Raw genomic sequence first — 11,602 nt, 5'->3', positions numbered from 1 at the left:
TTAAGGCGGTGGGGGCTTAGTGCTTCTCAGCAGCACCGCCCTTGCCCATCATCTGCTGGCGTATAGCCTCCTGCTGCTTGGCATAGGCTTCTTCGGTGAGGGGCTTGATGACCTCGCCCTCCTTGACGCCCGTGGTGCCGGCGACGAGGATGCGGTCGCCAGCCTTGAGGCCGCTGGTGACGGTGTAGCTCTGCCCATCATCGACGGGGCTGACGGTGATCTCGGTGAAGGTCAGCTTGCCGTCCTTGTCGACGGTGTAGACGAACTTCTTGTGGAGCAGCTCGACCGTCGCGCTCTGGGGTACGAGGATAGCCCCTGCCGTCTGGGTGGGGACGAGGACCGTACCTACCGAGCCGCTACGGAGCTTGCCCTCAGCGTTGGGGAAGTCGACACGCAGCGTGATAGCGCCCGTGGTCTTGTCGACGACGCCGCTGACACCCTGGATCGTCCCCTCTTCGGGGTATTCGCTGCCGTCGGAGAGGCGCAGGCGCACCTTGGGAAGGCTCTTGGCTGTCGTGCCATCCCCTGCGAGGGTCTGCATCTCACGCTCGGAGACGGAGAAGTAGACGTAGGCCTTGCGCGTATTCGATACCTGCGTCAGGGGCGAAGCACTCTGAGGGCTGACGAGATTCCCCACGCGGTAGTTGATGGAGCCGACGACGCCCGAGACGGGGCTGGTGACGGTGCAGTAGGAGAGGTTCTCGCGTGCCGAGACGAGGGCGGCCTTGGCGACGGCGACATTGGCCTCAGCGCTCTTCAGGGCGTTGGAGACCTCTTCGTAGTTGCTCTGGCTGATGATGTTCTTGGCTAAGAGGTCCTGGCTATTGCGCTGGTTCAGCTGTGCCGTGGCGAGTGAAGCCTGCGCTGCGGAGAGGCTGGCGGTAGCCTGCGAGACGGCGGCGCGATAGGTGACGTCATCGAGGTGGAAGAGGGGCTGACCCGCCTTCACGCTCTGACCTTCGGTGACGTAGACCTTGGTGATGAAGCCCGATACCTTGGGGCGAATCTCGGCATCGTCCTCGCCTCGGATGACGGCGGGGTAACTGTTGTTGGCGGAGAAGTCGCTAGCGGAGAGGGTGCGTACGGGGAGTTCCTGGGGGCCTTGGGCTTGTCCCTGCTGGGTCGACTGGCTGGAGCAGGCGGGCAGGAGCGTGATCCCTGCGGTGAGGAGCAGGAGGCTAAGGCACGAGACGGTAAGGCGTCGATGCGTCATGATTCTTGTGGGGTTGTATTGTTGGTTTGTCTTTTGATGAAGAGTGCCCCGCAGATGGGGCTGTAGAAAGGGACTTCCCGCCTCTTCGTCACCGCCAGAAGGGCGGAGGCAAGTGGGGCGGGTAGAATTCCGCACAAAGATACTCCAAATCTCAGCTCGCAGCGTCAGCCGTCTGGCTTTTCCCTGGGCTATGAGCCTCGCTTCGGATGGGGGCGGGGCATTGGCCTGCGTCCCTCGCGCGTACCTATCTATATAGGAGCTTTGCTTCGCATATATAGAGTCCCGTCCCTCCCGAAGGTTTATTCTCCCCGCCAAATTTCGTCTGCACGCCGCTCCCGAAGGGGGGTGTTTTTCACTTCCGTAGAGGCGGGTGCTACGTACCAATAGTGGTTCGTGCTCAGACCACTACTGGTATGCACCCCGATCAACTATTCGTTTGCACTCCGTACCACTATTGGATCGAGTACGGATGACTACTGCTTCACCCTCGTACCAATAGTGGTCTGCATAGCGTATGCGTACGCTGCCGTTCTTACAGCTAATAACTGCTCCGCATACGAGCTCCTGTTTGTGCAGGGTTAGTGCACCTTAATTTAATAGGGCCTCGATGTCACAGCTCAGGAAGTCTTCTATTGACACACCTCCTGTGTCCACGACAAAAGATTTGTGAGGGTGGAATGCCTTCACAAAGGCTGGTAGCCCTGTGCTCATTCGATCTACCTCTGTACGTGGTCTGCACGGCGTTGTTGTACACTTGATGTTTGGGGATGGATGCCCGCTTCCGAGCGTCATCATAGACATGCTTTTGCAGTCCAGTAAGTAAGGTTCGCAGGTCGAGAAGCTCGAGATATGACGCTAAGATGATTACGTTGTCTGCATCTACTTAAGTCAATTGGAGGGGGATTCAATCTCGTCCGTATATTTACTCAATTCTGTTTGGATGTTTACTCAAATCTCTGGGCTAAGGTGTTCAATTTATGGGGCTAAGGAAAATGGTGATGTCAGGTGAATTCTCTTCGATGTAGAAGAGCTTGATCGTATGTGCCTACATTTATATGGTATGGATGCAGACTTAGATATGCAGGGCTTTATTGTGCCTCGCTCGCATCATGTCTCTCTCATCTTTGTCCGTCAAATCTCCGCCAATGTGTCCGAATAGTAGCCGATGAATACCTATCTAAGGAGCAAATAGACCAAAGTGAAAAAAGATGACTTTGACCCCATGGTGGGTGCTCTACCTTTGCAGTGTCCTCCAAAAGATAGGGGGCACAAGCAAGTTTTATTCACTTTTTATTTGGACTCTATTATGGGAACCACAAAGCAAGCTCTCGGTTACACACTCCGTGCTACCGAAATGAAACTCGGCAAGTTCGCCGGTAAGAAGGTTACGATCGCTACAGCTCATCCTCGTGGACGCGTCTCCTTTGATCGCTTCTGCGATATGGTAGCAGGGCACACGACCTTCAATTATATGGAGGTGGCATCCATCCTCAATCTTGCTGCCGATACAGCACGCACTCTGGTCGCTGGCGGTGAAGCTGTTGAGTTCGGCCGTCTGGGGCGCCTCACTCCAAAGCTCCGCTGTAAGGCTGCTGCTCCAGAGGAAGAGTTTAGTGCCGTGGCGCATATTATGGGGGCACGTGTACGCCTTCGCCCCAATCCTAAGTTCTTCCGTCTGGATGATGTAGCCTTCGAGCGCATCGCGCTGGAGAAGAAGGCCAAGGGAAAGAAGGGTAAGGGCGCACAGCCGAAGGAAGGCGGCCACCCTGCCGAGGGGACTCCAGGTGCAGGCGATACGGGCGCAGGTGGTCATGTAGGTATCTAACCTCCGCCTTCGGCGCTTAGCCGCTTCACTCACGGTGCTCCCCCGCCTTAGCTCAGCCTAAGGCGGGGGAGCACCCAGATTAATCAATGTTCCGTTGATGGGTCTGTTGTATGTTCAAATAAAAGTATAACTTTGCATTGAAAAATAGCAACAGAATTGTAGGTTTTGCCTACACTAACGATAACAGTACTCGCTTGGCATACCGTAAGATCTGCCGGCGAGTCATTTTTTTTATGTCTAATAAGGAATCACGCTCTATAGCCGAACAAATAGCTCTCTTAAAGCAGCGAGGTATGAGGGTGGGAGATGAGCAGTTGGCTCATCATCTACTGAGTCGTATCAGCTACTATCGTCTAAAAGGATATTGGTGGGATATGCAAACCGATAAAGAGAGGCATATCTTTAAGCATGATGCGTGCTTTGAGGAGGTCATTGCTCGCTATGAGTACGACCGAGAGCTAAGGTTGATACTTTTTAATGCTGTAGAAGCCATAGAGATAGCGCTGAGGACGAAGATGATTTACTACCTCTCACAATCCTATGGAGGGCTGTTTTATCTTGACGCCTCATTGTTTGATGATCCAGATGTCTTCAAAAAGCAGATGGCTACTCTGAAGTTAGAGTTTCTTCGTAGTAGTGAGCCTTTTGTCCGAGACTTCAAAGAGAAATATGGCATTTGGTATGGCCAAGAATGTCTTGATTTCGATGAGCAGCCAGACTCGTGGGTCATCTTTGAGCTTGCAAGCTTGGGTACACTCTCGAAGATATATAAGAACTTAAAGCATCAGCTCCCCGAGAAGGCGCGTATAGCCAATGATTTCGGATTGAATCTTCATAGCGAACTCTCCAGCTGGCTCGAAGCTGTTACTTATCTGAGAAACCTGCTCGCACATCACTCGCGCATATTTGGCCGGACGATGGTGAAGATGCCGATGAGTTTGGATAACCCTAAAGGGGCATGGCATAATTCTCACCTTACTAAGGTGGAGCGCAAGAAGCCCTATCTCATTGTCACGTCGATGCTCTATATGTGTAATGGTATAGGTGCTGGAGAGGCTTTCAAGCATCAGATGATCTCATTCTTTGCGTCTCATCAGGATATCTCTCCCTCAAAGCTGGGCTTCCCATACGACTGGGCTTCGGAGCCTATCTGGAGTACGTGACTTTGATCCTGCCTTTTAGTCTGCCCGCTGGGAGGGCGTATGGGGTGGGGTATTTGCACAAATAAAAAGTTTGCCTTACCTTTGTAGCCGAAATCAAAAGCCGTCGCTCACCAAGGCGAGGAAAAACGGTCGAGATCAGAATGACTCTGTAGCTCAGTTGGTAGAGCAAGTGACTCTTAATCACTGGGTCGTGAGTTCGAGCCTCACCGGGGTCACCAGCTAAGCGGGTATTGCTTCTCTCGAAGTGATACCCGCTTTCTTTTTGTCGGTGGGGTGTGGAGGGCGCAGGCGATGTGCCTTGTGCTCCTCGTGGATAAGTCCCTTTATTTATCGTATTTATCGTACCTTTGCACGACAAACTAAGTAATCAATCTGTATAAGAATGAGCTCAATGATAAAAGTCACGTTCCCTGACGGCAGTCAGCGTGAGTACCCTGTGGGTACGACCTCGTGGGATATAGCTGGCAGCATCAGCCCCCGCCTGCAGCAGGATGTGCTGGCCGCTGGTGTCAATGGTCAGATCTGGGATCTCATGCGTCCCCTCAAGGAGGACACCGAGCTGAAGCTCTATAAGTGGGAAGATCCCGAAGGGAAGTACGCCTACTGGCACTCCAGTGCGCACCTCATGGCCGAAGCCCTTCAGGCGCTCTATCCTGGTGTGAAGTTCGGTATCGGTCCTGCCATTGAGAATGGCTTCTACTACGATATTGACCTGGGCGAAGGCGTGCAGCTTCGCGACGCCGACCTCGCAGCCATAGAGGCTAAGATGGCGGAGTTCGCTGCTCGCAAGGAGCCTATCATCCGCCGCGACATCACGAAGGCTGAGGTGACGAAGTTCTTCGAAGAGAAGGGTGACGAGTACAAGCTGGAGCTCATCGCAGACCTCCCCGACGGGTCGATCACGACTTATTCGCAGGGCGACTTCACGGACCTGTGCCGTGGCCCTCACGTGCCTAATACGGGCTATATCAAGGCGATCAAGCTGCTGAGCGTAGCTGGTGCCTACTGGCGCGGTGACGAGAAGCGCAAGCAGCTCACGCGTCTCTACGGGATCACCTTCCCCAAGAAGAAGATGCTCGATGAGTACCTGACGATGCTGGAGGAAGCCAAGAAGCGCGACCACCGGAAGATCGGTAAGGAGCTCGGCCTCTTCGCCTTCTCGCAGAACGTCGGCTCAGGGCTGCCCCTGTGGCTGCCTCGCGGTACGCAGCTCCGCCTGCGTCTGGAGGACTTCCTCAAGCAGATCCAGAAGCAGTTCGGCTATCAGCAGGTCATCTCCCCGCATATCGGCTCGAAGCAGCTCTACGTCACCTCCGGTCACTGGGCTAAGTACGGTGCGGACTCCTTCCGCCCCATCACTACGCCTCAGGAGGGCGAAGAGTTCATGCTCAAGCCTATGAACTGCCCTCACCACTGTGAGATCTTCAAGGCTCTCGGCCCTCACTCCTATCGTGACCTGCCCCAGCGTCTGGCTGAGTTCGGTACGGTCTATCGCTACGAGCAGAGCGGTGAGCTCCACGGGCTGACGCGTGTACGTGGCTTCACGCAGGACGACGCGCACCTCTTCTGCCGCCCCGACCAGATCAAGGAGGAGTTCTGCAAGGTGATGGATATCATCTTCATCATCTTCAAGGCGCTGAACTTCGAGAACTTCGAGGCTCAGATCTCTCTGCGCGATCAGGTGAACCGCGAGAAGTACATCGGTAGCGAAGAGAATTGGGAGCGCGCCGAGCAGGCTATCATCGAGGCTTGTGCTGAGAAGGGCCTTCCCGCCAAGATCGAGTACGGCGAAGCAGCCTTCTACGGGCCTAAGCTGGACTTCATGGTCAAGGACGCCCTCGGCCGCCGCTGGCAGCTCGGTACGATCCAGGTAGACTACAACCTGCCTGAGCGCTTCGACCTTGAGTACACGGGTGCCGACAACAAGAAGCACCGCCCCGTGATGATCCACCGTGCACCCTTCGGCTCTATGGAGCGCTTCGTCGCTGTCCTCATCGAGCACACCGCAGGGCACTTCCCCCTCTGGCTCACGCCTGACCAGGTCGTCGTGCTGCCTATCAGTGAGAAGTTCAACGACTATGCTCACGAGGTAGCCGCCACGCTCAACGCTCAGGACATCCGTACGCAGGTCGACGACCGCAACGAGAAGATCGGCCGTAAGATCCGTGACAATGAGCTCAAGCGTATCCCCTACATGCTTATCGTCGGGGAAAAGGAAGCCCAGGAAGGCGAAGTATCTGTACGCGTGCAAGGTGAGGGTGATAAGGGTTCAGTGAAAATTGCTACCTTTGCCGAGCAAATTGCCGAGGAGGTACACCGTCAGCTCAACGCCTGGCAGGCCGAAGCTAAGTAGTCCACCTCACTCGCTAAGCATACAATCAACACATACTGAATGGCAGTAGACAACAAACAAAAGTTCCAGTACCGCATCAACGAGGCTATCCGCGTAAAGGAAGTGCGCCTCGTCGGGGACAATGTAGAGCAGGGAGTATATACGATACAGCAAGCTCTCCGTATCGCTAACGACCAAGAGCTTGACCTCGTGGAGATCTCTCCCAATGTCAATCCTCCAGTATGTCGCGTCGTCGACTACCAGAAGTTCATCTTCCAGCTTAAGAAGAAGCAGAAGGAACAGAAGGCTAAGAGCGTCAAGGTCGTCGTCAAGGAGATCCGCTTCGGACCTCAGACCGATGACCACGACTACAACTTCAAGCTCAAGCACGCTAAGGGCTTCCTCAGCGAAGGCTCGAAGGTCAAGGCTTACGTCTTCTTCCGTGGTCGATCCATCCTCTTCAAGGATCAGGGTGAAGTGCTCCTCCTGCGCTTCGCTAATGACCTCGAGGACTACGGTCGCGTAGAGAGTATGCCCGTCCTCGAAGGGAAGCGCATGACCATCATGCTCGCCCCTAAGAAGGCCGCTACCCCCGCCCCTAAGAAGGGCGCTAAGGAAGAGGCTGCAGACGCCTCCGACGAAGACTAATCAACGTATCCCCCATCCCAGCACCTCGCGCATAGGCTGCGTCAGTGGAGCTGGGTCAATGAAATAACTTATATAAACAAGAAAGAAAATGCCTAAGCTGAAGACAAACTCCAGTGCTAAGAAGCGTTTCGCGCTCACTGGCTCTGGTAAGATCAAGCGCAAACATGCCTTCAAGAGTCACATCCTCACGAAGAAGACGAAGAAGCAGAAGCGTAACCTCACCTACTTCACCACTGTGGACAAGGTAGACGTACGCGAAGTCAAGGAACTTCTCCGCCTCCGCTAAACGGCAAGTTAGCACAACGATTATTTCAGTAACAGAGAGGTAAGCCAATCAAGTATCTGCTCTCCGCTCTCTCGGGAGAGAGGCAGATCGCTACCAATCACAAAGAAGAAACATCATGCCAAGATCAGTCAATCATGTAGCTTCTCGCGCTAAGCGCAAGCGCATCCTTAAGCTCACGCGTGGGTACTATGGTGCTCGCAAGAACGTCTGGACCGTAGCCAAGAACACTTGGGAAAAGGGTCTGACCTACGCCTTCCGCGATCGTAAGAACAAGAAGCGTAACTTCCGTGCTCTGTGGATCCAGCGTATCAACGCTGCTGCTCGTCTCGAGGGTCTCTCTTACTCTCGCCTGATGGGTGCTCTCCACGCTCAGGGTATCGAGATCAACCGCAAGGTCCTCGCTGACCTCGCTGTCAACCATCCCGAAGCCTTCAAGGCTATCGTCGCTAAGGTAAAGTAAGGCGCTCTCCAGCGTAACTACTTAAGCGCATAAACAGAAGCCCTACCTGATGAGGTCATCACCTCTCAGGTAGGGCTTCTTGCATTTGGCCTGCTCCTTGTGTCAAGTGCCTGGGGCGAGTAGCGGGGGGGATTGTCAGCTCTCTTGTCGCTTGTCTCCAGTCGCCTGCGTGATTTTCTATCTGTATCTTTGTCGAGCTAATGAATGTGGAACATTCTCCCACTTAGCTTGTTGTAGTTTCACAAGTCTAATAATTCTTATCCATCCGAATATATGCCCACCGAGATTACGAAAGAAGCCGCGCTGCGCTACCACGAAGAGGGACGCCCCGGCAAGATCGCTATCGTCCCTACCAAGCCGCACAGCTCGGCCTATGACCTCTCTCTGGCTTACTCCCCTGGGGTAGCTGAGCCTTGCTTGGTTATCGCCGAAGACCCCAGCGCTGCCTACCGCTACACGGCGAAGGGCAACCTCGTCGGCGTCATCTCCAACGGGACTGCCGTCCTCGGACTGGGTAATATCGGTGCCGACGCCAGCAAGCCCGTCATGGAGGGTAAGGCGCTGCTCTTCAAGATTTATTCGGGTGTAGATGCCTTCGATATCGAGGTCGATGCCACCGATCCTGAGGCGTTCATCGCTGCGGTCAAGGCTATCGCTCCCACCTTCGGCGCCATCAACCTCGAGGATATCAAGGCGCCTGAGTGCTTTGAGATCGAGCGCCGTCTGAAGGCAGAGCTCTCTATCCCCGTGATGCACGACGACCAGCACGGTACGGCTATCATCTCGGGTGCAGGCCTGCTGAATGCACTGGAGCTCGTCGGCAAGCCCATCGAAGACGTGCGTATCGTCGTCAGCGGTGCTGGTGCTGCCGCCATCGCTTGCGCTAAGCTCTACTGCGATCTGGGTGCCAAGCATCAGAACATCGTGATGACCGACTCGAAGGGCGTCATCACGGTCGACCGCACCGACCTCAATGATATGAAGCGTGAGTTCGCCACCACACGCACCGAGCTCCATACGCTCGCCGATGCGATGCGCGGGGCTGACGTACTCGTCGGGCTCTCCAAGGGCGACATGGTCTCGCAGGAGATGGTGCGCTCGATGGCTGCACGCCCTATCATCTTCGCGCTGGCGAACCCCACGCCTGAGATCTCCTACGAGGAGGCGAAGGCTGCTAACCCCGAGGTGCTGATGAGCACGGGGCGCACCGACTACCCCAATCAGATCAACAATGTGCTGGCCTTCCCCTACATCTTCCGTGGGGCGCTCGACACGCACGCTACGGCTATCAACGGCGCTATGGAGCTGGCCGCTACGCGCGCTATCGCTGCGCTGGCTAAGCAGCCCGTGCCCGACTATGTGAATGAAGCCTACGGGACGACGGGCCTTGCCTTTGGTCCAGACTACTTCATCCCGAAGCCTGTCGACCGCCGTCTCATCGTCGAGGTCTCTATGGCTGTGGCTCGCGCCGCTATCGAGAGTGGGGTAGCACGCCACACGATCACCGACTGGGACGCCTACGCAGAGCACCTCACCTCGCTCCTCGACTAAGGCGCCAGCATATATAAGGATACAAAAGATCCCGCCCCGACTTCTCTTGATGGGAGAAGTCGGGGCGGGATTCTTTATTGCCGCAAGGGCGAAGGGGGGGGGCGCTTAAGCTTCCTTCACACGACCTACGTACGAGCCATCACGCGTGTCGATGGTGATGAGTTCGCCTTCGTTGATGAAGAGGGGTACGCGTACCTCTGCACCCGTCTCGAGGGTTGCAGGCTTGAGGGTGTTGGTAGCGGTGTCACCCTTGAGGCCAGGCTCGGTGTAGGTGACGCGCAGGTCGACGTGAGCGGGGAGCTCGCACGTCAGCACCGTCTCGGAGGCTGCATGCACCATTGCTTCGACGGTATCGCCTTCCTTGAGGAACTGGACGCCATCAATGACAGCTTCGGGGATGGAGATCTGCTCGAAGGTCTCAGGGTGCATGAAGTTCAGGCCCATCTCGTCCTTGTAGAGGTACTGATAGGGACGACGCTCGATGCGTACTTCTTCGACCTTCACCCCGCTATTCCATGTCTTATCAAGCACGCGACCCGTAGCGACGTTCTTGAGCTTTGAGCGAACGAAAGCGGGACCCTTACCGGGCTTTACGTGGAGGAATTCGACGATGAAGTAGTACTGCCCGTCGATGTCGAGGCACATACCATTACGGAAGTCTGCTGTAGTAGCCATATAAAATGATTGATTAGAGATTGTTTTTGCTTGAGTACAAAAATAGGAAAATATGGGGAGATGCCTGGGGCTAAAGGCCGTACTTCTGGTGTAGGGCATCGAAGCGTGCCAGAGCGGCTTCCCCGTGCTTGCTGAATCCGCTACGCACGCGCTCCAGAGCCTTGCGCTGCCCGAGCTTGGTCTTGGAGTAGAACTTATCCGCGTAGCAGATCAGCTCCTCCTCGGGGCACTGCGGCGTGTAGATGCCTGGGGGGAGGGGGATGGCGCGTGCAGCGATCTCCTCGGCAGTGAGTCCGCTACCCGTATGGCGCTCAGCGACCCAAGCGTGACGGGGCAGGCCCAGCGAGCGCAGAAGCTCGGCACCGAGGTAGCCGTGTAGGATGTAGGGAGCTTCGCCCGTGCAGAAGATCTCGGGAGCATTTGTCTGATAGATCCCGATGTCGTGGAGCATCGCCGCCTCTGCGACGAACTCGCGGTCGAGCCCCATCTCGGGGTGTGCATCGACGAGCTCAAGGGCCAGGCCCGTGACGTCCTCGGCGTGCTGGCGCAGTACGCGCTCGATGTCGCTACCCTCGGGGTAGTAGCGATGGATGATGGCGAGGGTGTCTATCATTTGCTTGTGGGGGTGGCTTCTACGGGAGCTTCGGTGTCGGTGGTCTTGCTGTCGCCGTCTCCTAAGAGGAGCGCCTTAGCATGGCGAATATCCTCTACCGACTGCATGAGACGGGGATAGAGGTAGGAGGACTGGCGTGTCGTCGGGGGCGTGGAGCTGCTGGCGTTGTACTGCTCCATGGGGAAGATGCCCTCGAAGAGCAGGCAGGCATAGCCCATGAGGTAGACCCCGACGAGGAGGCCCAGCGCGAGGCCGACGATGCGGTCAATGACGGAGAGGAACGTGCCCTTGGTGAGCGAGCTGAACCAGTTCCCCACGAGGCGGATACCGATATATATAAGGGCGAAGGCGATGAGGGGGACGATGAAGCCCCAGCCACCGATGCTCTGCCCGTCACCCCCGCCCAGCACGCTCTCGACCCAGGGGGCCAAGCGCCACGCTTCGCGGAAGGCGATGATGAGTGCGGCTATCTGGATGACGCGGCGTACAGCGCCACCGAAGAGTCCCCCGAGGGCGAAGAGCAGGACGACGGCCCCCAGGAAGAGATCAAGTTGGTTCATATCTTGCTTCTGTCTTTTCCTGCAAAGGTACTGCATCCCGCCCTATTCCCTCCCACAGGCTTTTCTCCTCGCTTCTGAGTGGGCTTTGTACGTAGTCCACTCTTGGGCCTATATAGAGGGGTGGTATGAACCTATATTGGTCGCTGAGCTGACCTATATAGGTTGACGCACCGACCAATATAGGTCACGATGACGACCTATATAGGTTCGCCCGCTGACCAATATAGGTCGCTCTCCCGACCTCAGGGCTGACGCATCATACACAGTTGGAATTCA

10 protein-coding genes, 1 tRNA gene and 1 pseudogene are annotated in these 11,602 nt (G+C 55.8%); 8 read left to right on the top strand and 4 right to left on the bottom strand.

The genetic code is table 11. The features are described from left to right. Positions 1-16: 16 nt before the first annotated feature. Positions 17-1,213 (bottom strand): efflux RND transporter periplasmic adaptor subunit, encoded by a 1,197-nt coding sequence (locus KO088_RS06255; RefSeq protein WP_215494028.1) that lies wholly within the window; start codon positions 1,211-1,213, stop codon positions 17-19. 1,306 nt (positions 1,214-2,519) lie between these two features. On the opposite strand from KO088_RS06255, the gene KO088_RS06245 reads away from it, so the two are divergent. The 8 genes and pseudogenes from KO088_RS06245 to KO088_RS06210 form a co-directional block, all read left to right on the top strand. Continuing rightward, positions 2,520-3,038 (top strand): HU family DNA-binding protein, encoded by a 519-nt coding sequence (locus KO088_RS06245; protein ID WP_215494027.1) that lies wholly within the window; start codon positions 2,520-2,522, stop codon positions 3,036-3,038. A gap of 233 nt (positions 3,039-3,271) precedes the next feature. Next, positions 3,272-4,201: an Abi family protein gene (locus KO088_RS06240; RefSeq protein WP_215494026.1), complete on the top strand. Its 930-nt coding sequence runs from the start codon at positions 3,272-3,274 to the stop codon at positions 4,199-4,201. Between the two features lie 142 nt (positions 4,202-4,343). Further along, positions 4,344-4,419, top strand: a tRNA-Lys gene (locus tag KO088_RS06235). 173 nt (positions 4,420-4,592) lie between these two features. Beyond that, positions 4,593-6,554, top strand: coding sequence for a threonine--tRNA ligase (thrS, locus tag KO088_RS06230; protein WP_215494025.1), 1,962 nt, complete (start codon positions 4,593-4,595; stop codon positions 6,552-6,554). Between the two features lie 39 nt (positions 6,555-6,593). Then, a complete protein-coding gene (gene infC / locus KO088_RS06225) occupies positions 6,594-7,181 on the top strand; it encodes a translation initiation factor IF-3 (RefSeq protein ID WP_215494024.1) in 588 nt (195 codons plus the stop codon). Between the two features lie 88 nt (positions 7,182-7,269). Next, positions 7,270-7,467, top strand: coding sequence for a 50S ribosomal protein L35 (rpmI, locus tag KO088_RS06220; protein ID WP_009432744.1), 198 nt, complete (start codon positions 7,270-7,272; stop codon positions 7,465-7,467). Positions 7,468-7,582: 115 nt separating this feature from the next. Beyond that, positions 7,583-7,927, top strand: coding sequence for a 50S ribosomal protein L20 (rplT, locus tag KO088_RS06215; protein WP_009432755.1), 345 nt, complete (start codon positions 7,583-7,585; stop codon positions 7,925-7,927). A gap of 273 nt (positions 7,928-8,200) precedes the next feature. Next, positions 8,201-9,472 (top strand): annotated as a pseudogene (locus KO088_RS06210) (malic enzyme-like NAD(P)-binding protein); the annotation flags it as partial. A 111-nt stretch (positions 9,473-9,583) separates the two neighbouring features. Here KO088_RS06210 and efp read toward each other — a convergent pair. The 3 genes from efp to KO088_RS06195 all read right to left on the bottom strand — a co-directional run bounded on the left by efp (position 9,584) and on the right by KO088_RS06195 (position 11,326). Next, the gene (gene efp, locus KO088_RS06205; RefSeq protein WP_215494022.1) at positions 9,584-10,153 is read right to left on the bottom strand and encodes an elongation factor P; all 570 of its coding nucleotides are present in this window, start codon (positions 10,151-10,153) and stop codon (positions 9,584-9,586) included. 70 nt (positions 10,154-10,223) lie between these two features. After that, entirely contained in the window at positions 10,224-10,766 is a 543-nt protein-coding gene (locus tag KO088_RS06200) for an HD domain-containing protein (RefSeq protein ID WP_215494021.1), read from the bottom strand. After that, positions 10,763-11,326 (bottom strand): CvpA family protein, encoded by a 564-nt coding sequence (locus KO088_RS06195; RefSeq protein ID WP_215494020.1) that lies wholly within the window; start codon positions 11,324-11,326, stop codon positions 10,763-10,765. Before KO088_RS06195 ends, KO088_RS06200 begins: the two co-directional genes overlap by 4 nt. Positions 11,327-11,602 lie beyond the last annotated feature (276 nt).

Origin of the sequence: Porphyromonas bobii, assembly GCF_943169685.1 — a bacterium.
Lineage (GTDB): Bacteria > Bacteroidota > Bacteroidia > Bacteroidales > Porphyromonadaceae > Porphyromonas > Porphyromonas pasteri.
The sequence above is the reverse complement of the archived record's forward strand: the minus strand, read 5'-3'. Positions and strand labels throughout refer to the sequence as shown.